Here is a 19,977-nt window from a genome sequence, read left to right as displayed (position 1 = left end):
AGACGCGAGGGCCGAGCCGGTCCTCAACCGGGTCTCCGCGATGGCGCGGCGGCCTTTGGATCGAAGGACTGAACGCCGACGCATCCGCCCAATGATGGGACCCCGCACGGAATACGCCGTCCGGGATACGAAAGACGAAATATGTTCGATATCAAACGCAAGACGATCGAGTGGGCCGGACGCCCGCTGACTCTGGAAACGGGCCGCATCGCCCGCCAGGCCGACGGCGCCGTGCTGGCGACCTACGGCGAGACCGTGGTTCTGGCCACCGTCGTCTACGGCCGTTCGCCCAAGCCGGGCCTGGATTTCTTCCCCCTGACGGTCAACTATCAGGAGAAGACCTTCGCCGCCGGCAAGATCCCGGGCGGCTACTTCAAGCGTGAAGGCCGTCCGACCGAGAAGGAAACCCTGGTTTCCCGCCTGATCGACCGCCCGATCCGCCCCCTGTTCGTCAAGGGCTTCAAGAACGAGACCCAGGTCGTCGTCACCGTGCTGCAGCACGACCTGGAGAATGATCCGGACGTCCTGGGCATGGTCGCCGCCTCCGCCGCCCTGACCATTTCCGGCGTGCCCTTCATGGGTCCGATCGGCGCCGCCCGCGTGGGCTTCATCGACGGCGAGCTGGTGCTGAACCCGACCGTGGATCAGATGGAAGGGTCCGACCTGGATCTGGTGGTCGCCGGCACCCAGGACGCCCTGATGATGGTGGAATCCGAGGCCAAGGAGCTGTCGGAAGAAACCATGCTGAAGGCCCTGATGTTCGCCCACGCCGGCATGCAGCCGGTGATCGACGCCATCATCGACCTGGCCGAACACGCCGCCAAGGAGCCGTTCGACTTCCAGGCCGAAGACCATTCCGACGTCGTCGCCGCGATCAAGAAATTGGTCGGCGAGGAGATCAAGGCCGCCTACGCCCATCCGGGCAAGTACGAGCGCCGCTCGGGCGTCGACGCCGCCAAGAAGAAGGCCGCCGAAGCCCTGGTGAAGACCGACGAGAACCCCGAGGGCGTCGACAGCTCCAAATTCTCGGCCGCCTTCAAGGAATGCGAAGCCGAGGTCCTGCGTCGCGACATCATCGAGAACGCTCACCGCGTCGACGGCCGCGCCCTGGACAAGGTCCGCGCCATCGTATCGGAAGTCGGCGTCTTGCCGCGCACCCACGGTTCGGCCCTGTTCACCCGCGGCGAAACCCAGGCCCTGGTCGTCGCCACCCTGGGCACCGGCGAGGACGAGCAGTACATCGACAGCCTGCAGGGCACCTATAAGGAAAGCTTCCTGCTGCACTACAACTTCCCCCCCTATTCGGTGGGTGAAGCCGGCCGCATGGGTTCGCCCGGTCGTCGCGAAATCGGTCACGGCAAGCTGGCCTGGCGCGCCATCCGTCCGATGCTGCCCAAGAAGGAAGACTTCCCCTACACCATCCGCCTGGTCTCCGAGATCACCGAGTCGAACGGCTCGTCCTCGATGGCCACGGTCTGCGGTTCGTCCCTGGCCCTGATGGACGCCGGCGTTCCGCTGGTCCGTCCGGTCTCGGGCATCGCCATGGGTCTAATCCTGGAGCCGTCGGGCGAGTTCGCCATCCTGTCGGACATCCTGGGCGACGAAGACCACCTGGGCGACATGGACTTCAAGGTCGCCGGCACCTCGGAAGGCATCACCTCGCTGCAGATGGACATCAAGGTCCCCGGCATCACCGAGGAGATCATGAAACAGGCCCTGACCCAGGCCTCGGCCGGCCGTCTGCACATCCTCGACGAGATGTCCAAGGCCATGGACGCCCCGCGCGCCTCGCTGGGCGAGCACGCCCCCAAGATCGAAACCATCAAGATCGCGGTCGACAAGATCCGTGAAGTGATCGGTTCGGGCGGCAAGGTGATCCGCGAGATCGTCGAGAAGACCGGCGCCAAGGTCGACATCGCCGACGACGGCACGATCAAGATCGCCGCCAACGACCAGGAGAAGATCGACGCCGCCAAGGCCTGGATCCAGTCCATCGCCTCGGAACCGGAAGTGGGCGCCATCTACTCCGGCAAGGTGGTCAAGGTCGTCGACTTCGGCGCCTTCGTGAACTTCTTCGGCGCCAAGGACGGCCTGGTCCACGTGTCCCAGATCGCTCTGGAACGCGTCGCCAACCCGGCCGACGTCCTGTCCGAAGGCCAGGAGGTCAAGGTCAAGTTCCTGGGCTTCGACGACCGCGGCAAGACCAAGCTGTCGATGAAGGTCGTGGATCAGACCACCGGCGAAGACATCACCGACAAGATCAACGCCGAACGCGCCGAACGCGGCGAAGAGCCCCTGTCGGAAGACACCGGCGGCCGTCCCAAGCGCGAAGGCGGCGATCGCGGCCGTCGCCGTCGCGACTGAGCCTCGCTTGAGGTTTGAATGACGAAGGCCCCGCCGGCGACGGCGGGGCCTTTTTCATAGGGCCTGTTTCACGGCTTTGGCGGCGTCGCGCAGCGGTTCCGTCCAGAACGATCAGGCTCTGCGGCTGTCTCAAGAGCGGCATTCGGCGGGCGGGTCCTTGTCCCAAAGCTTGCAGGACCGGTCGATCTCGCCCTGGATCAGGGCGCAGGGATTGTCGGCGTTACAGGGCGGATGGGTGGCCGGGCTCACCTGGATGCAGCGCTCGACCAGGCGCGACGCCGCCGCCTCGCCGATATCCGCTCGGCATGCGGTCTGGGCTGCGAGGCCTCGTTCAGCGCCCGTATCAGGCTGATCCGAAGACGCCGGACCCGTAACCGCCTCTGCTGCGGTCTGCGCCCCCGAACCGGGGGCCGCAGCGGGCGCGGTCCTGTCCTCCCCGGACTGGCAGGCGGCGACCGCGAGGACGGCCGACAGGGCGAAACAGGCGGACAGGAAAGGGCGCATCGACATCTCCGGGCTGAGGGTCATAGCCACGATGACCCGCCTGTTGAACGCGCGAAACCCCTTAAGAGCGCACCGCCTCCAGCGCGGCCTTCTGCAGGGCGAACAGTTCGGCGCAGCCGGTCTCGGCCAGGGCGAACAGACGGTCGAACTCGGCGCGGGTGAAGCCGCGCTTTTCGCCCGTGGCCTGGATTTCGACGATCTGGCCCGAACCGGTCAGGACGAAGTTGGAATCGGCCTCGGCCTCGGAATCCTCTTCATAGTCCAGGTCCAGCACCGGAACCCCGTCGCAGACGCCGCAGGAGACGGCGGCCACTTGGTCCAGGATCGGGTCGGCCTTCAGCACGCCTTCGTCGCGCAGATAGTTCAGGGCCGAGGCCATGGCGACCCAGGCGCCGGTGATGGCGGCGGTGCGGGTGCCGCCGTCGGCCTGGATGACGTCGCAGTCCAGCACCACCTGACGCTCGCCCAGCGCCTTCAGATCGACGACGGCGCGCAAGCTGCGGCCGATCAGACGCTGGATCTCCTGGGTGCGGCCCGTCTGTTTGCCGGCGGCGGCCTCGCGGCGGCCGCGGGTGTGGGTGGCGCGGGGCAGCATGCCGTATTCGGCCGTGACCCAGCCCTGGCCCTTGCCGCGCATCCAGCCGGGGATGGTCTCCTCGACCGAGGCCGTCACCAGAACCTTGGTATGGCCGAAGCTGATCAGGCACGAGCCCTCGGCGTAGCGATTGACGCCGGTCTCGATGGTCACGGGACGCAGCTGGGCGTCGGTGCGTTGCGAATGGCGCATGAGATGAGTCCTTGGAAGCTGGGGCGGCGGTGATTATCCTGAAAACGTGAGCCTGTATGCCCCCAAAACCCCGCCGTTCGACGGCGGTCCGGCGACGGGCCAGTCCCTGGCGGGGCTGGCGGGGCTGGACGCGCGGGCGCGGGACATCTTCCGGCGCATCGTCGAATCCTATCTGGAGACCGGCGAGCCGGTGGGGTCGCGCACCCTGTCGCTGGGCGGCATCGCCCTGTCGCCGGCCTCGATCCGCAATACGATGCAGGATCTGACCCTGGCCGGGCTTTTGGCCTCGCCCCACGCCTCGGCGGGGCGGATTCCCACCCATGCGGGTCTGCGCCTGTTTGTCGACGGCCTCTTGGAAATCGGCGACCTGACCAAGGAGGAGCGGCGCGAGATCGACGCCCGCCTGGCCGGCCGGGGCCGCAATTTCGAGGCCGCCCTGGACGAGGCGTCCAATCTGCTGTCGGGCCTGGCGGGGGGCGCAGGCGTGGTCTCCAGCCCGGTGCGCGACGCCGGGGTCAAACATGTTGAGTTCGTGGCGCTTGGCGGCGATCAGGCCCTGGCGGTCATCGTCGCCGACGATGGCACGGTGGAGAATCGGATCATGAGCCTGGCGGCGGGGGTCACCCCCTCGACCCTGGCGGAGGCCTCCAACTTCCTGAACGCCCGACTGCGCGGCCGGCCCTTCGCCGAGGCCAAGCGGGAAATGACCCAGGAGCTGGAGATCGCCCGGCGCGAGCTGGACCAGGCCGCCGCCCGGCTGGTCGAGGACGGTCTGGCCGCCTGGTCCGGCGGGCCGGACCGCGAGCGGGCCCTGATCGTGCGGGGTCGGGCCAATCTGCTGCAGGACGGCGAGGGCCTGGCCGATCTGGAGCGGGTGCGGGTCCTGTTCGACGACCTGGAGCAGAAGGAACAGCTGATCGGCCTGCTGGACGGGGTGGATGCGGCGCAGGGGGTGCGGATTTTCATCGGCGCTGAAACCCGTCTGTTTTCACTTTCGGGTTCCGCCGTGATCGCGGCGCCCTATATGAGCGGCCGACAGCGGGTTCTGGGCGCCATAGGCGTCATAGGACCGGCGCGACTGAACTACGCCCGTGTCATTCCGTTGGTGGACTATACCGCCCGGGTGCTGGGCCGAATGCTGGACGGGAAAGAAACGTGAGCGACAAACCCCAGAACGACGATTTCAACGAACTGGACGCCGACATGGCCCAGGCCAACGCCGAACACGGGCTGGACGCCGATCCCTCGGACAATCTGGCGCCGCTGGACGCCGTGATCGCCGAGCGGGACGAGTGGAAGGACCGCGCCCTGCGCGTCGCCGCCGAGATGGAGAATCTGAAGCGCCGTTCAGAGGCCCAGCAGAACGACGCCCGCGCCTACGCCATCCAGCGCTTCGCCAAGGATCTGCTGGGCGTGGCCGACAATCTGGAGCGCGCCCTGATGGCCGCGCCCAAGGAGGCCGAGGGCGCCACGGCCGGTCTGGTGACGGGTCTGGAAATGACGCAGAAGGCCCTGCTGCAGGCGTTCGAGACCAACGGTCTGAAGCGGGTCGCGCCCGAGGCCGGCGAGGCCTTCAACCCCCATCTGCACCAGGCCATGATTGAACAGCCGTCGGACACGGTGCCGGGCGGAGCCGTGGTCCAGACCATGCAGTCCGGTTTCGAACTGTTCGGCCGCACGATCCGCCCGGCCATGGTGGTGGTGGCCGCCAAGGGATCGGGCGCCCAGCCGTCAAACCCCTATGGCGGCGGCGGCGGCGAACCCCAGACTCACGCCTTCGACGGCAAGGCTTGATCACCGCCCTCCTCTGAGGGGGTTTGTGCTAGTGAATAGTGCTGGTGAGCGGCAGGTGAGCGAGGCGTTCGGCACGACGTTCGAGGCCGCACAATTCTCGCTCACCTTCACCAGCGCCGACACCCCCTCAGAACCGGCGTCGCCAGCCCCCGATCAGGGCGAACTCGGGCGCGGCGTCGGCGGTGTGGCGCGGCTCGCGGCTGGCCACGGCTTGCAGCGACAGGCTGGAGCCGTCCCTCAGACTGCGTTCGCCGCCCAGGATGAAGTCGATCTGACGCCCGCTGGGCGCCGCCGAGAAGCGGCGACGCGAATAGGTCAGGGGGTCGAAATAATCGACCGGCACGTCCGCCAGCCAGGCCGAGAAGGTCCCCCGCTCCATCCGGAGCGGCTGTGAGACGGTGAAGCTGATCCGATCGCACAGGGCGGTGCAACCCGTCAGCAGGGCCAGCCGCCAGTTGGAGCTGATCGCCGCCCCGTCCGTCGACAGGAAACGGCCTTCGGTCTCGGTGGCGCCCACGCCGACCTCGCCGAGCAGGGCCAGACCCGGTCGCAGGGCCCAGTCCCCGCCGACCGCATAGAAGCGGGTCCGCGACGGCAGGGCGAAGTCCGAACCGCCCGGGATGAAGGCCCCCAAGGGCCCCAGCCGTTCGTCCAGGGCGCCCAGGCTCAGCGACAGGCCGCCGTCGGCGCCGCGCCAGGCCAGGGTGGCGCGGCTGTAGGTCGAGGCCGCTTCCTCGACCCGACGCAGCGGCATGCGACGGTCCCCCCCGCCGCTCTCGGCCGCCAGGGTGAAGGCGCCGAGCCGAACCTGACCGCGCGCCGCATGATCGGCCTGGGCCAGGGCGGCGAAACCGTCGCCGGCCGCGCCCTTGAACGGAGAGACGGCGCCGCCGCGACCTTGCCAGGTGGCGAAGTTCAGGCGGCCGATCTCCAGATCCAGCAGGGCCTCCTGGCGGGGTTCGTCGCCCAGCCAGGGCGCGTCGGTCAGGTCGCGGCGGGCCGTCACCGCCTCGACCGGTTCGTCAAGCTGGGCCGCCGTCAGGCTCAGCCGCCCGCCGCGGGGCAGGCTGAGGCTGGTCGTGGCGGTGCGGCTGGGTTCGAACGGCGCAGCCTGGTACGAACGGCTGGGCGCCGTCGGATAGGCGCCGCCCAGCTGGACCGCGAACATTCGATCATAGCCGTCGAACAGCACGGTCTCGAGCGCCGTCTGGCGTGCAAAGGCGTCGCCGAAGGCCGAGCCGACAAAACTGCCGGGCTCCGTCGCGGCGACCAGGGTCGCGCCGTCCGCCAGGGGCACAGAAGTGGTCCCCGCCGGCTGGAAGGCGCGCGCCAGGTCCAGAAGACCGCGGCCATAGACGACGTCGGTCCCGGCGTCCCCGGCGTCCCGCGCAGTCTCTATCAGCAGGGACAGGGCTTGGCGGCCGGTCAGATTGGGAAAGGCGTCCATCAACAGGGCCAGGGCGCCGGCGACGTGCGGGGCCGAGAAGGACGTGCCGCTGACCCGCCAGCAGCTGGTCGTATCGCAGCCTGTGACGATCGCCTCGCCCGGCGCCGAGATATAGCCCGCCGCCGCCACCCCGGCCCTGTTCGAAAAGCTGGACATGGCGTTGGCGGCGTTGTGCGATCCGACTGCGATCACGGCCCCGGCGAAGCGCGGATCGACGGCGTAGCGCGCCGGCCAGCCCGGATTGGCCTCGCCGTCATTGCCGGACGAGGCGACGATCACCGCCCCCGAATTGACCGCCCGGAGCAGCGCGGCCTCGAAGGCCGAACCCAGACGGCCGTCGCCGCCCAGGGACATGTTGATGATCTTGACCCCATTGGCCACGGCGTAGTCCAGGGCCCGGACCAGGTCCGAACTGCTGAAACAGACGTCGGTGTTCTTCTCCTCGCAGTCGGAGATGTCGGTGCGGATCGACAAGATCGTGGATTCATAGGCGACGCCGATCGTGCCCTGGCCGTTGAAGTTGGAGGCGATCACCCCGGAGACCCGTGTCCCGTGGCTGCTGTCGGCGACATAGGGCGCATTACGGCCGGGAACCACGTCGGTCGAGGCGGCGGAAATCCGCCCCACCAAATCCGCCGTGTCTCGGCTGACGCCGGAATCGACCACGGCGACCGTCACACCGCTCCCGGTGGCGCCCGCCCGCCACGCCGCCTCAGCCTTCACATTGGCCACGCCATAGTTGCGCTCATATTCGGCGGACGTGGTGGACGGCGGCGCCGGCGGAGGCGGCGGGGGCGGCGGTGGCGGAGGGGGTGGTGGAGGCGGAGGAGGAGGGGGAATCACCGGCGTCACCGAACCGGAACCGCCTCCTCCGCCGCCACCCCCGCCGCAGGCCGCCAGCGGCAGGGCCAGAAGACCGACGCTCAGCAGAATCGTCCGCTTCAACCGTTTTCCGACCACGTCGTTCCTCCCGAGCCGCGCGGTCGGTCGCCGCGCCTTCACCCAGTAACCGCCTAATTCTTTAACGCTTTATCGAAAACCGCGAGCAGTTTGGCCCAACCGTCCTTGGCCTCCGCCTCGGCGTAGCTGGCGCGGTAGTCGGCGTGGAAGCCGTGCGGGGCGTCGGGATAGACGTCGATCCGGCTCTGGGTCTGACCGGCGCGCGCCAGGGCTTGGCGCATCCGTTCGACGCTGGCCAGGGGAATGCCTTGGTCCTGGCCGCCGTAGAGGCCGAGCACCGGCGCCTTCAGGTCGTCGGCCAGATCGACCGGCCAGGGCTGGCCGGACGAGACCTGGGCCGGGGTCGCGTCCGCCGCCGGCGCCAGACGGCCGTACCAGGCCACGCCCGCGCCGATGGCGGCGAAGCGCGCCGCCGCCTGCCACACCACCTTGCCGCCCCAGCAGAAGCCGGTGATCCCGACCTTGCCGTCGCGCGCCCACAGCTGCTGGCTGGCCCATTCCAGGGTGGCCGACAGGTCGCCCATCACCTGTTCATAGTTCGCCGCGCCCACGATCTGCATGATCCGGCCCATGTCGGACAGGGGCGCCGGATCCTCGACCCGGACGAAGAAGGCCGGGGCGATGGCGGCGTAGCCCTGTTTGGCCAGGCGGCGGCAGACGTCCTTGATATAGTCGTGAACCCCGAAGATCTCGGACACGACGATCACGACGGGGAAGGGGCCGTCTCCGGCCGGACGCGCCACATAGGCCGGCAGTTGAAACCCGTCCGGCGCCGGATAGGCGACCTCCGCCGTCTCCAATCCGGCGGCGTCGGTGGTGATCGGCTTGGCCTCCCTGGCCAGGGCGGCGACCGCATAGCCGGAAAAGAACAGCCCCCCAAGCGCCCCCACCGCCCCCACCGCCCCCACCGCCCTGCGGCTGAGCTTCAGATCATCGGCGGTCTGGCCTTCGGGACGGATCAGGGTGGTCATGGGACGGCTCCAGAAACGGGGGAACCGCCAGACCATCACGGCGCGCGGGGGGCGTCCAGTCACGAACGCGAGGACGTCAACGACGGAAAGCAGGCCGCTCAAGCAGCGCGCGACCGCGTCGCGAGCGGTAGTGGACAAAATCCCGCTCAAGCAGCGAGCGACCGCGTCGCGAGCGATAGCGCCCTTCTTCCCCAAGAGGTCAGTGCCGGAAGACCCGCACGCCCGTGAAGGCCATGGCGATCCCCTTCTCGTCGGCGGCGGCGATGACTTCGGCGTCGCGCATCGAGCCGCCGGGCTGGATCACCGCCGTGGCCCCGGCCGCGACGGCTTCCAAGAGGCCGTCGGCGAAGGGGAAGAAGGCTTCCGAGGCGCAGGCCGACCCCTCGGCCAGCGAAGTGGTCAGACCCTTGGCCTCGCCGGCCTCCTTGGCGCGGATGGCGGCGATACGGGCGCTGTCGCGGCGGTTCATCTGGCCCGCGCCGATGCCGGCGGTCTGGCCGTCCTTGGCGTAGACGATGGCGTTGGACTTGATGTGTTTGGCCACGGTGAAGGCGAACAGCATGTCCTGGATCTCGGTCGGCGTCGGCTGGCGCTTGGTCACGATCTTCAGGTCCGACGGCTTGATCAGCGACCGGTCGCGGCTCTGGACCAGGAAGCCGCCCGCGACGGAACGGAAGACCTCGCCCGGCCCGTGCGGATCGGGCAGGCCGTCGGTGATCAGCAGGCGCAGGTTCTTCTTGGCGGCGAAGACGGCCTTGGCCTCGTCGTCGGCGCCGGGGGCGATGACGACCTCGGTGAAGATTCCAGTGATGGCGCGGGCGTCGTCGCCGTTCAGCGGCCGGTTGACGGCGATCACGCCGCCGAAGGCCGAGACGGCGTCGCATTCCAGCGCGCGGGCATAAGCTTCCGACAGATCCTTGCCCACGGCCACGCCGCAGGGGTTGGCGTGTTTGACGATGACGCAGGCCGGGGCCTCGAACTCGGCGACCAGCTCATAGGCGGCGTCGGCGTCGGCGATATTGTTGTAGCCCAGCTCCTTGCCCTGGACCTGGGTCGCATAGGCCACGCCCGGCCGGCGCTCGCCGGTGCGGTAGAAGGCGCCGGTCTGGTGCGGGTTCTCGCCATAGCGCAGGGTCTGGGCCAGAGAACCGGCGATCGACTTGCGGGCCGGGGCGGCGTCCTCGACCTGCTGGGCGAACCAGGCGGAGACGGCGGCGTCATAGGCGGCGGTGCGGGCGAAGGCGCGGGCGGCCAGCCGCTTTCTCAGGGCCAGATCGGTCGAGCCTTCCGCCTTCAGCGCCTCAAGGATCAGGCCGATGCTCTCGCCGTCGACGGCGACGGCGACATAGCCGTGGTTCTTGGAGCCCGAACGGATCATGGCCGGGCCGCCGATGTCGATGTTCTCGACCGCCGCCTCGAACGAACCGCCCGCCGCAACGGTTGATTCAAACGGATAGAGGTCGATCCAGACGATATCGATGGCGCCGATGCCGTGGTCGGTCATGGCCTGGGCGTGGTCGGCCGCGTCGCGCACGCCCAGGAGGCCGCCGTGGACCACAGGGTGCAGGGTCTTGACCCGGCCGTCCATCATCTCGGGGAAGCCGGTCAGATCGGCCACATCCTTGACCGGCAGGCCCAGTTTGGCGATCGCCGCCTTGGTGCCCCCGGTCGAGACCAGTTCGACGCCCAGGTCGTTCAAGGTGCGGGCGACGTCTTCCAGCCCGGCCTTGTCGGACAGGGAGATCAGGGCGCGTTGCGGCTTGACCCGGTCAGGGGCGGGGGGGAAGTCGGGAGCGGCGGGCATGGCGGCGTCCGTGAAGGCTTGGGGAGGATGGCGCGCCCTCTAGCGCCAAACGGCCGCCTCGTCACCCCACGGACGGTTTCTGACGAGGATCAGCTCGGATCGCCGCTCGCGCCCGCTGGGCTCAGCTTCCAGCGGATCCGGCTCTCGCTGTCGGTCCGGGCCGAGCCGCGCACCACGATCTGCAAGCTGCGGCGGGTCAGGCCGGCGTCGATATGGACGCTGGGTTCGATGGCCACGTCGGGCCCGTCGGTCCGGAACCACCAGCCCCGGCCCGAGGCGCCGCGCAGCAGGATCGAGCGCCGGTCCCGCGCCAGCGAGGCCTGAACCCCCGGCTCCAGATGGAAGCGGATGGCGTAGGGAGCCGCGATCTGGCGGATCACCTCCTTGCGGCCGGGCGTCGGGAACAGCTTCTCCTCCGCTCGCAACTCGTCCAGCCTCTGGTCCAGATACAGGCGCCGCTGGTGGTTCAGGCCGAAGGCTTCGTTCCAGCCGTCATGCTCCATCTCCAGCCAGACCGCCCCCTCGGCTTCCCTCTGGTCGGTGGTCACATGGATCGGCGGCCCGACTAGGCGCGGTCCCAGAAGCTCGCCCTTCCAGCCACCCAAGGGTTCGTTCAGCGACCGCTCGCCCAGGGTCAGGGTCGAATGGCCGGGGGTCAGGCGCAGGGCCTGACGATCGGTGGCTGCGGGGGTCCAGCCGGAGCCGGTGACCAGACGGTCCTTGCCGCAGGCGATCTCCAGCGCCAGGGGCTGGGCGCAGGCCGTCGCGCCCCAGGCGCCGCGCGCGGGCGAGGCGGCGTCAGCGATGATGGACAACAGGGGGCTGGCGATCCGCACCAAGCCGCCGATCCGGCCGACGGGGGGATGGGTCCGATCGGCTGCGCGCGCCGTGGCGGCGGCCTCGTCATGGGCTCGGGCGGCGGCCACACGGGCGGCCGACGAGGGGCCGCCGCCTTGAAAACCGGCCAGCCGCCCGTCGGGCAGGGTCAGAAGGCGCAAGCCCTGGGTCAGGCGGTCGATCGCCTCCGACACCGGCTGCGGCGTCGGTTCAGACAGCTGGGCCAGGGCGTCATCGAGGGTCAGGAGGTCCAAGAGCAGCTCCAGCCCCGCCTCCGGGCTGCGCGACGCATGCGAACCGTCGTCGTGAACCGTGACGCGCAGCGCCCCCGCCAGACCGCCCAGCGCGCGGCGTCTCAGCCCCTGACCCGGCGCGCCGGCCAGGACGCAGCCCCCGATGGCGGCGGCGGTCAGACGCTCGGCCCGGGTGGCCAGGCCGCCCGGCGGACGCAACAGCTGGCGCGTCTGGCGCGCCAGACTGTCGGCCAGCCTCAATCGTTCCGCCTCGGTCGCCACCGCCCCCATGCGGCGGGCGGCGCAGGCCAGGTTGATCACCCGGCGCGGCAGAATCTCCGGCCCCCAGGCGAAGGGCGACCAGCGGGCGAAGGCGTCAGCCCAGGCCAGGGTCAGGCGCAGGGCCTCGCGCGCGCCGCGCTCGCCCTGGGCCATCAGGGCCGGCAGCCAGTTGAAGGCGTGCAGTTCGACGGCGAAGGGCCGCGACGGACTGGGTCGGTTCCACGGATCGGACGGGGGCTCCACCTCCATGGAGGCGCCGGCCAGGATAAAGCGCCCGACCAGCAGGTTCTTGCCCGGGGCGGGATCGTGCGGCCGGAAATCCCGCGGCGTCGCGGCGAAGGCCGTGACCTTGCCCCCGCTCAGCACGGGGCTCAGGGTCAGACCATAGCCGGGAAGGCCGTAAAGCTCGATCCACAGTTGACGGGTGATCAGACGCCCGGCGATGGCGGGCCAAAGACCGGCGCTGGTCGCCGCCTGCCCCGCCCGGACGGGCGTGCGGACCGGCGCGCCCGGAAGGCCCGGAATCTGGCCCGAAGCGACGTCCGGCGTCTCGGCCTCGCGCCGCGGAGCGAAGGGACCCAAGGGGCTCACCCGGCGGTCGAAGCGTTCGGGGCGGACTTCAGGGCGGCGATATTGGCCGCATAATCGCCCTTGAAGACGAAGGAGCCCGCGACCAGGGCGTCGGCCCCCGCGCCGACGCAGGCGCCCGCATTGGCTGAGGTCACGCCACCGTCCACCTGAAGATGAGCCGCCGACCCGGCCCGATCCAGAATGGCCCGCGCCGTCTCGATCTTCTTCAGCGAACTGTCGATGAACTTCTGGCCGCCGAAGCCCGGATTGACCGACATGATCAGAACCAGATCCACCAGATCGACCACCTCTTCCAGGATCGACAGCGGGGTGGCGGGATTAAACACGACGCCCGCCTTGGCGCCGAGCTGGCGGATGCGGCCCAGGGTGCGGTGCAGGTGCGCTCCGCTCTCAGGGTGGACGGTCAGGACGTCTGCGCCCGCCTCGCGGAACGCTTCCAGCCACGGATCGACCGGCGCGACCATCAGATGGACGTCGAACGGCAGACGGGTGTGCGGTCGGATCGCCTTCACGATGTCGGGACCCAGGGTGATGTTGGGCACGAAATGGCCGTCCATCACATCGAGGTGGATCCAGTCGGCGCCGGCGGCTTCCAGAGCGCGGACTTCTTCACCCAGGCGCGCGAAATCGCTGGCGAGGATGGATGGGCAGATCAGGGGTGCGGCCATGGGCCCTCGGATAGGACGGCTTGCCCACGGGGGCAAGCCGCCGACCGTCAGGAAATCCGCTCCAGCCGTGCGGCGAAGAAGCCGTCCAGGCCGCCGCGTTCGGCCCATTGGGACGGCAGAATGCGCAGCCAGCCTTCCGGCGTCAGGGCCTCAGCCGGGGCGCCGACGGCGGCGGGGTCGGCGGGAACCGTGCGAAAACCGGGGTTGCGGCGCAGGAAGGCGATCACCTGGGTCTCCCCTTCCTCGCGCTCCAGCGAACAGGTGCAATAGACCAGACGGCCGCCCGGCTTGACCCGTTCGGCGGCGGCGTCGAGCAGCCGGTGCTGGACGTCGGCCAATTTGGCGACCTCGGCCGGCTTGGTGGCGCGCAGAACCTCCGGATTGCGGCGGAAGGTGCCGGTGGCGGTGCAGGGGGCGTCCAGCAGCACGGCGTCGAAGGTGCGGTCGTCCTCCCAGTCCTCGGCGGGGACGGCGACCACCTCGGCGGTCAGTCCGGTGCGTTCCAGGTTCTGGGTCAGGCGTTTCAGACGCGGGGCCGAACGGTCCAGGGCCACCACCGAAGCGCCGGCGGCCGCCAGCTGCAGGGTCTTGCCGCCGGGGGCGGCGCACATATCCAGGGCGGTCTCGCCGGGCTTGACGTCCAGCAGGCGGCCGGGGACGGCGGCGGCGGCGTCCTGAACCCACCAATCGCCGGTCTCGAAGCCGGGCCAGGCGGCGACATCGCCGCGACGGCCGGTGCGGACCGTACCCCCGTCCAGAACCTCGCCCTCCACCGCCTCGGCGACGGCGGCGGGATCGACGCCGGGCTTTAGGCTGAGATCGGTCGGCGGCTCCTCGCGCGCGGCCAAGGCCAGGCCGGTCAGGGCCGCCTCGCCATAGGTCGCCCGCCAGCGGGCGGCGATCCAGTCGGGCAGATTGCTCTCGGCCGTGGTCAGGCCGGCGCCGTCGCGGCCCACGCCGCGCAGCACGGCGTTGACCAGGTTCTTGTACGGCCGTGTCTTGGGATCGCGCTCGGCCAGTTTCACGGCCGTGGAGACGGCGGCGAAGGCCGGGGTCTCCAGCACCAGGGTCTGGGCCAGGGCGATGCGCATCAAGGTGCGGACGGCCTCGGGCGGAGACTTCTGCAGGCGGCGATCCAGAATCTGGTCGATCTCGCCCAGGCGACGGAGCGCCGCCATGGCCACGGCGCGGGCGAAGCCGCGATCGACCGGCGCCAGGGCGCGGGCGGCCGGCTGGGACAGGGCTTCGTCCAGTCCGTTGCGTCGCTCCAGCGCCGCGTTCAGCAACAGGCCGGCGACGAGGCGGGCCTCCACCCCGATATCGTCCTGGTGCGGGGTTTCAGACGAGGCTTCCGAGGCAGAAGCAGGACGCGGCCTGCCCTTGGTCGCCATCCGGCGGCCCCGCGCCTCGGAGTTCTGGCCCGGCCGGGCGCCCGGCCTCAAACCGCCACCTGGGCGCCCAGCTCGACCACGCGGCCGGGCGGGATGTGGAAGAAGTCGGTCGGATTGGCGGCGTTGCGCATCAGGAAGATGAACAGCCGGTCCTGCCACAGGGGCATGCCCTGGCGCGCCGACGGGATAAGCGACCGGCGGCCCAGGAAGAAGCTGGTCGACATGATGTCGAACTTCAGTCCCTGTTTGCGGCACAGACCCAGGGCGCGCGGCACGTTCGGCGTCTCCATGAAGCCATAGGTGATGGTCAGCTTCTTGAAGTCGTCATTGATCGGCTCCATCCGCACCCGATCCGCCTCCTTGACTCGGGGCCGCTCGGAGGTGCGCACGGTCAGGATGACGTTCTTCTCGTGCAGGACCTTGTTGTGCTTGAGATTGTGCATCAGGGCGACCGGGGCGACGTCGGGATCGCTGGTCAGGAAGATGGCCGTGCCGGGCGCGCGGTGCGGCGGCCGGGCCTGAAGCATCTCGATCAGGTCGGTCAGAGGCAGGCTGTCCTTGCGGGTCTTGGTCGTCAGTATCTGAGTGCCGCGCACCCAGGTCCACATGATCAGCACCAGACAGGCCCCCAGCACCAGCGGCATCCAGGCGCCGTCGGGGATCTTCAGCAGGTTGGAGGTCAGGAAGACGCCGTCGATGAAGGCGAAGGGGATCAGGGTTCCGGCGACCGCCCACATCGGCCACTTCCAGCCCTTGGTGATCACCGAATAGCTCATCAGGGTGTTGACCAGCATGGTCCCGGTGACCGCCACACCATAGGCGGCGGTCAGATTGTGCGAGCTCTGGAAGACCACCAGCAGCAGCAGGACCCCGATCATCAGGAAGGTGTTGACCGCCGGCACGAAGATCTGGCCCGCCTGGGTTTCGGAGGTGTTGCGAATGTCGATCCGGGGCAGCAGGCCCAGCTGCACCGCCTGCTGGGTGACCGAGAAGGCTCCGGTGATCACGGCCTGGGAGGCGATGACGGTGGCGGCGGTGGCCAGGATCAGCATCGGCCAATAGGCTATCTCCGGCACCATGTTCCAGAAGGGGTTCTCCGACGCGGCCGGATTGTCCAGGATCAGGGCGCCCTGGCCCAGATAGTTCAGGGTCAGGCAGGGCAGGACGAAGGCCAGCCAACCCATGCGGATCGGCGCCTTTCCGAAATGGCCCATGTCCGCATACAGGGCCTCGGCGCCGGTCACGGCCAGAAAGACGCTGCCCAGGATGACGAATCCCAGGAAGCCGTCATTGATCAACAGCATGACGCCGTAGTGGGGCGACAGGGCCCGCAGAATGCTGACGTCGTCGAAGATGTGATAAAGACCCAGCCCGCCGAGGCTGAGGAACCAGACGGCGGTAATCGGGCCGAAATATTTGGCCAGGCTGGCGGTGCCGCCCGACTGAGCCATGAACAGGGCCACCAGAATCCCGGCCGAGATCGGCACGATGAAGGGATCCAGACGTCCAGCCAGGCCCGGCGCGTCCTGAAGGCCCTCGACGGCCGACAGCACGGAAATGGCCGGGGTGATGATGCCGTCGCCATAGAAGAGGGCCGCGCCGCAGACGCCCAGAATGAAGATCCAGGCGCTGCGCCGTCCGACCGCGTGCTGGGCCAGGGCCATCAGGGACAGGGTGCCGCCCTCGCCCTTGTTGTCGGCCCGCATCAGGAAGAAGACGTATTTGAACGTCACCACCACCATCAGGGCCCAGAAGGCCAGGGAGACCACGCCGACCACGGCCAGGTCGCCGCCCACGCCCGACCGGGCATGGTCGATCGCCTCGCGCAGGGCGTAGAGCGGGCTGGTGCCGATGTCGCCGAACACCACGCCGATCGCGCCGACCGTCAGGGCCCAGAAGCCGCCGTGTTTGGCGATCTGGCCTGCTGGAGCTTGGGACTCGGGTCCCGTGGCGTGGGTGGACTTGTTCGGCGGGTTCGACGCGGCGGGGAGAGCGCCCGCGTCGTGGGGAGTGTCCCCGGCCATGCGTATCCTCCGGGTCGTCGACGACAGGTCGAGCCCTTCAAAGCGGCGAGCCTTTAGGCTCATTCCGCGTCCGCTTCAATCGCGGCGCGCGGGATTCGGTTTCTCCAGACGGGCGGAGATTTGTGATTCGGCGCGCGAACGCCTATTTTCTCTTCAGGAACACGATCATGTCAGACAGCCAGCGCTTCCCCGTCGCCGCCCACGCCCTGGCCTATATGGCCCACAAGGGCGCGTTTTCGCCTGACCGCGCGGCGCCCAGCGGCGTTCTGGCCTCCTCCATACCGACCAACCCGGTTGTGGTGCGCCGGGTCACGGCCCTGCTGGCCAAGGCCGGTCTGATCGCCACCCGCCCCGGCGCGACCGGCGGCTCCTGGCTGCTGCGTCAGCCGCAGGACATCCGGCTGGACGAGGTGTTGAAGGCCGTCAACGGTTGCGCCCACATCGGCTCGCCGCCGTCCGGCGCCAAGGGCTGCCCGATCAGCGAACATATCCCGCGCCAGGTGGCCAAGGCCCTGACCGCCGCCGACGAGGCCGCGACCGAGGCCCTGTCCAAGATCACCATCGCCGATCTGCTGGCGGAAAATCCTGTGTCCCTGGCGGCCTTTACGCCGCACAAGTCCTGCCCTGTCGCGGCTTGACGCCCCGATGAGCCGAACGGTCCTGATCACCGGCGCCTCGGCTGGCATCGGCGCCGCCCTGGCCCGGACCTATGCGGCCAAGGGCTGGAACCTGATCCTGACCGCGCGACGCGAGGGGCCGCTGCAGGCCCTGGCCGATGAACTGACCGCCGCCTACGGTGTGACCGCGACCGTGATCCCCGAGGATCTGTCCGATCCGACGGCCCCGCAACGATTGATCGCCGCCGTCGCGGCACGGGGCCTGACGGTTGACGGCCTCGTCAACAATGCGGGCTTCAGCCGGGTCACAGGCTTCCTCGACACCGACCTCGCCGCCCACCGGGCCATGATCCAGGTCATGCTGACCGCGCCGGTGGAGCTGTCGCGCCTGGTCCTGCCCGGCATGGTCGGGCGGGGCTTCGGCCGGGTGCTGAACGTCGCCTCGCTGGCGGGCCAGATGCCGGCGACGGGCGGCGACACCCTGTATGGTCCGATCAAGAGCTTCCTGATCAAGGCCTCCCAGGGCCTGCATCTGGAGACCCTGGGGACGGGGGTCCATGTGACGGTGCTGAACCCCGGCTACACCCTGACCGAGTTCCACGACGTCAATGGGTCTCGCGATCAGGTGTCGCGCGCCTATCCGGCCTGCATGTGGATGGACGCCGGCCGCGTGGCGCAGATCGGCTACGACGCCTGCGAGGCGAACCGGGCCAGCGTGACGCCCGGCGTCATGAACAATGTCATGGCGGGCCTGGCGCGCGTCCTGCCCGACGGTCTGGCCCTGAAGATGGTGGCGAACCACGCCAGGCGGCTGGAGCGGCTGTAGGACCGCTCCAGGCCGAGGTCAGATATGGATCGCGTGGCCCAGGGCCCGCAGGGACGCCTCGTGGAAGGCTTCGCCCAGGGTCGGGTGGACGTGGATGGTCCCGGCCACGTCTTCCAGCACCGCCCCCATCTCCAGCATCTGGGCGAAGCTGTTGGACAGTTCCGACACATGCTGGCCCACGGCCTGGATCCCCAGCAGCCGGTGGTCGGCCTTGGAGGCGATCACGCGCACGAAGCCGCCGTCCTCGCCGGCCTCGATGGCCAGGGCCCGGCCGATGGCGGCGAAGGGGAAGACGGCGGTGATCACATCGTCGCGGCCCTCGACATCGCTGGGACCCAGACCCGCCGAAACAATCTCCGGCTCAGTGAAACAGACGGCGGCGATCGTCGTGGGATCGAACACCCGGTCGTGGCCGGCGACGATCTCGGCGACCACCTCGCCCTGGGCCGAACCCTTGTGCGCCAGCATCGGTTCGCCCGTCAGGTCGCCGACAGCCCAGACATTCTTCATGCTGGTGGCGCAGCGGTTGTCGATCTTCACGAACGGACCGGCCATGGCCACGCCCATATTCTCCAGACCCCAGCCCTGGGTGCGCGGACGACGGCCGACCGTGACCAGCACCTTGTCGGCCTCCAGCTGCAGCGGCTCGCCGTCCTTGGTCGTGATCGACAGTTTTCCGTCGCCGAAGCCGCCGGCCCGCGCGCCCAGATGAAGCTCGACCCCGTGCTTCTCCAGCCATTTGGCGACCGGATCGGTCAGGGCCTTGTCATACAGGGGCAGGATCCGGTCGGCCATTTCGACGATGGCGACTTCGGCGCCCAGCTTCCGATAGGCGATGCCCAACTCCAGCCCGATATAGCCGCCGCCGACGACGACCAGCTTCTTCGGGACATCCGACAGGCTCAGCGCCTCGGTCGAGGAGATGACGTCGCCGCCGAACGGCAGGAAGGGCAGTTCGACAGGCTCCGATCCCGTCGCCAGAATGACGTGTTCGGCGGTGATGCGGATGTCGCCGTCTTCCGTCTTCACCATGCAGGTCTTGGCGTCCTCGAAGGCCGCCCAGCCCTTGATCACCTTGACCTTGGCCTTCTTCAGCAGGGCCGCGACCCCGGCGTTCAGCTTACGGACGATGCCGTCCTTCCACGCGACCGTCTGTTTCAGGTCGATGGTCGGCTTGGCCGCCGTGATCCCCAGCGTCCCGCCCCCGGCCGCCTTGGCCACGGTCTCGAACTTGCCCGCCGCATGGATGATGGCCTTGGACGGAATACAGCCGACGTTCAGGCAGGTCCCGCCCAGCCCATCGCCGCCGTCCACCAGCACGGTGTCGAGGCCCAGTTGGCCGCAACGGATGCCGGCGACATAGCCTCCCGTGCCCGCGCCGATGATCAGGACTTTGGTCTTCAGGGTCTGGGTCATTTGGGTCCCGGTAAAGGCTGGCCAGCTATTGCCGCACGCCAGTCGCTCATAAAGCTTTCGATATATTCGGCGTCAGCCTTCACGATGTAGAGCCAAGTCTTGTCCGTTTCGGCTTCAGGGCTCGCGAAAACCAATACCCTCGAGCCATTCCGCGGCTCACCTTCGTCATCCATGAGAAAAAGCCAATTCGTGCAGGCTCCCGCTCTGTATGACAGACGGAAAGATCGCGGCGATACTGGTCCCCAGACAGCCAAGGTCGGCCTTACTGTGAAGTCGACGTTGTTCCCGTATTGATCTAGCCAAGCCGTGTTTTCGATCCTCGCTTCGTAGACGCCGGTCACGGCGCGAAGGTCGCGAGCTCGGACTTCGACCTGGTCCCCAAGCGCCAGCGAGCAGGCCAAAACTGGGCCGCCCATCATCACAGTTGCCAAGGCTAAGGCGCCGGTGAGCCGGAGCATCAC

The 19,977-nt window shown here is 69.0% G+C and carries 16 protein-coding genes; 5 read left to right on the top strand and 11 right to left on the bottom strand.

Annotated elements, in window-relative coordinates; translation table 11 throughout:
- Positions 1-141: 141 nt before the first annotated feature.
- The gene (gene pnp / locus ACZ5M6_RS03320) at positions 142-2,364 is read left to right on the top strand and encodes a polyribonucleotide nucleotidyltransferase (protein WP_182714642.1); all 2,223 of its coding nucleotides are present in this window, start codon (positions 142-144) and stop codon (positions 2,362-2,364) included.
- Between the two features lie 129 nt (positions 2,365-2,493).
- Here the strand turns inward: pnp and ACZ5M6_RS03315 are convergent, their stop codons facing one another.
- Both ACZ5M6_RS03315 and rph read right to left on the bottom strand, forming a co-directional pair.
- Complete coding sequence (locus ACZ5M6_RS03315; RefSeq protein ID WP_464159673.1) at positions 2,494-2,868, bottom strand: hypothetical protein; 375 nt, start codon at positions 2,866-2,868, stop codon at positions 2,494-2,496.
- A 61-nt stretch (positions 2,869-2,929) separates the two neighbouring features.
- Complete coding sequence (rph, locus tag ACZ5M6_RS03310) at positions 2,930-3,655, bottom strand: ribonuclease PH (protein WP_152949297.1); 726 nt, start codon at positions 3,653-3,655, stop codon at positions 2,930-2,932.
- Positions 3,656-3,761: 106 nt separating this feature from the next.
- Here rph and hrcA point away from each other — a divergent pair, with 106 nt between their 5' ends.
- Entirely contained in the window at positions 3,762-4,814 is a 1,053-nt protein-coding gene (hrcA, locus tag ACZ5M6_RS03305; RefSeq protein WP_183216683.1) for a heat-inducible transcriptional repressor HrcA, read from the top strand.
- Positions 4,811-5,449, top strand: coding sequence for a nucleotide exchange factor GrpE (grpE, locus tag ACZ5M6_RS03300; protein ID WP_054764457.1), 639 nt, complete (start codon positions 4,811-4,813; stop codon positions 5,447-5,449). Before hrcA ends, grpE begins: the two co-directional genes overlap by 4 nt.
- Positions 5,450-5,576: 127 nt before the next feature.
- On the opposite strand, the gene ACZ5M6_RS03295 is transcribed toward grpE, so the two are convergent.
- The 7 genes from ACZ5M6_RS03295 to ACZ5M6_RS03265 form a co-directional block, all read right to left on the bottom strand.
- A complete protein-coding gene (locus ACZ5M6_RS03295) occupies positions 5,577-7,841 on the bottom strand; it encodes a S8 family peptidase (protein WP_464159672.1) in 2,265 nt (754 codons plus the stop codon).
- A 68-nt stretch (positions 7,842-7,909) separates the two neighbouring features.
- Complete coding sequence (locus ACZ5M6_RS03290; protein ID WP_464159671.1) at positions 7,910-8,827, bottom strand: dienelactone hydrolase family protein; 918 nt, start codon at positions 8,825-8,827, stop codon at positions 7,910-7,912.
- A 199-nt stretch (positions 8,828-9,026) separates the two neighbouring features.
- Complete coding sequence (gene purH, locus ACZ5M6_RS03285) at positions 9,027-10,631, bottom strand: bifunctional phosphoribosylaminoimidazolecarboxamide formyltransferase/IMP cyclohydrolase (protein ID WP_464159670.1); 1,605 nt, start codon at positions 10,629-10,631, stop codon at positions 9,027-9,029.
- Positions 10,632-10,720: 89 nt separating this feature from the next.
- Positions 10,721-12,574 (bottom strand): heparinase II/III family protein, encoded by a 1,854-nt coding sequence (locus tag ACZ5M6_RS03280; protein ID WP_464159669.1) that lies wholly within the window; start codon positions 12,572-12,574, stop codon positions 10,721-10,723.
- A complete protein-coding gene (gene rpe / locus ACZ5M6_RS03275; protein WP_228184822.1) occupies positions 12,571-13,242 on the bottom strand; it encodes a ribulose-phosphate 3-epimerase in 672 nt (223 codons plus the stop codon). The genes ACZ5M6_RS03280 and rpe overlap by 4 nt, the downstream gene beginning before the upstream one ends.
- Positions 13,243-13,289: 47 nt before the next feature.
- Positions 13,290-14,633, bottom strand: coding sequence for an RsmB/NOP family class I SAM-dependent RNA methyltransferase (locus tag ACZ5M6_RS03270; protein ID WP_464160094.1), 1,344 nt, complete (start codon positions 14,631-14,633; stop codon positions 13,290-13,292).
- 47 nt (positions 14,634-14,680) lie between these two features.
- A complete protein-coding gene (locus ACZ5M6_RS03265; protein WP_464159668.1) occupies positions 14,681-16,657 on the bottom strand; it encodes a potassium transporter Kup in 1,977 nt (658 codons plus the stop codon).
- Between the two features lie 167 nt (positions 16,658-16,824).
- On the opposite strand from ACZ5M6_RS03265, the gene ACZ5M6_RS03260 reads away from it, so the two are divergent.
- Both ACZ5M6_RS03260 and ACZ5M6_RS03255 read left to right on the top strand, forming a co-directional pair.
- On the top strand, positions 16,825-17,295 hold the full coding sequence (locus ACZ5M6_RS03260; RefSeq protein WP_054766795.1) for an Rrf2 family transcriptional regulator: 471 nt from the start codon (positions 16,825-16,827) through the stop codon (positions 17,293-17,295).
- Positions 17,296-17,302: 7 nt separating this feature from the next.
- Positions 17,303-18,100, top strand: a complete 798-nt coding sequence (locus ACZ5M6_RS03255; RefSeq protein ID WP_464159667.1) for an SDR family NAD(P)-dependent oxidoreductase — start codon at positions 17,303-17,305, stop codon at positions 18,098-18,100.
- Positions 18,101-18,118: 18 nt separating this feature from the next.
- On the opposite strand, the gene lpdA is transcribed toward ACZ5M6_RS03255, so the two are convergent.
- On the bottom strand, positions 18,119-19,516 hold the full coding sequence (gene lpdA, locus ACZ5M6_RS03250) for a dihydrolipoyl dehydrogenase (RefSeq protein WP_444573147.1): 1,398 nt from the start codon (positions 19,514-19,516) through the stop codon (positions 18,119-18,121).
- Positions 19,513-19,974 carry a hypothetical protein gene (locus tag ACZ5M6_RS03245; protein ID WP_152949287.1) on the bottom strand — a complete coding sequence of 154 codons (462 nt, stop codon included), beginning with the start codon at positions 19,972-19,974 and terminating at the stop codon, positions 19,513-19,515. The genes lpdA and ACZ5M6_RS03245 overlap by 4 nt, the downstream gene beginning before the upstream one ends.
- Positions 19,975-19,977: the final 3 nt, after the last annotated feature.

Source organism: Brevundimonas sp. Br13 (genome assembly GCF_055391505.1).
The sequence above is the reverse complement of the archived record's forward strand: the minus strand, read 5'-3'. Positions and strand labels throughout refer to the sequence as shown.

Coding starts and splice junctions, on each gene's coding strand:
- ACZ5M6_RS03315 (WP_464159673.1), bottom strand. CDS start 2,868: ATGCGCCCTTTCCTGTCCGCCTGTTTCGCCCTGTCGGCCGTCCTCGCG.
- rph (WP_152949297.1), bottom strand. CDS start 3,655: ATGCGCCATTCGCAACGCACCGACGCCCAGCTGCGTCCCGTGACCATC.
- ACZ5M6_RS03270 (WP_464160094.1), bottom strand. CDS start 14,633: ATGGCGACCAAGGGCAGGCCGCGTCCTGCTTCTGCCTCGGAAGCCTCG.
- purH (WP_464159670.1), bottom strand. CDS start 10,631: ATGCCCGCCGCTCCCGACTTCCCCCCCGCCCCTGACCGGGTCAAGCCG.
- ACZ5M6_RS03260 (WP_054766795.1), top strand. CDS start 16,825: ATGTCAGACAGCCAGCGCTTCCCCGTCGCCGCCCACGCCCTGGCCTAT.
- rpe (WP_228184822.1), bottom strand. CDS start 13,242: ATGGCCGCACCCCTGATCTGCCCATCCATCCTCGCCAGCGATTTCGCG.
- lpdA (WP_444573147.1), bottom strand. CDS start 19,516: ATGACCCAGACCCTGAAGACCAAAGTCCTGATCATCGGCGCGGGCACG.
- pnp (WP_182714642.1), top strand. CDS start 142: ATGTTCGATATCAAACGCAAGACGATCGAGTGGGCCGGACGCCCGCTG.
- ACZ5M6_RS03245 (WP_152949287.1), bottom strand. CDS start 19,974: ATGCTCCGGCTCACCGGCGCCTTAGCCTTGGCAACTGTGATGATGGGC.
- ACZ5M6_RS03290 (WP_464159671.1), bottom strand. CDS start 8,827: ATGACCACCCTGATCCGTCCCGAAGGCCAGACCGCCGATGATCTGAAG.
- ACZ5M6_RS03255 (WP_464159667.1), top strand. CDS start 17,303: ATGAGCCGAACGGTCCTGATCACCGGCGCCTCGGCTGGCATCGGCGCC.
- ACZ5M6_RS03265 (WP_464159668.1), bottom strand. CDS start 16,657: ATGGCCGGGGACACTCCCCACGACGCGGGCGCTCTCCCCGCCGCGTCG.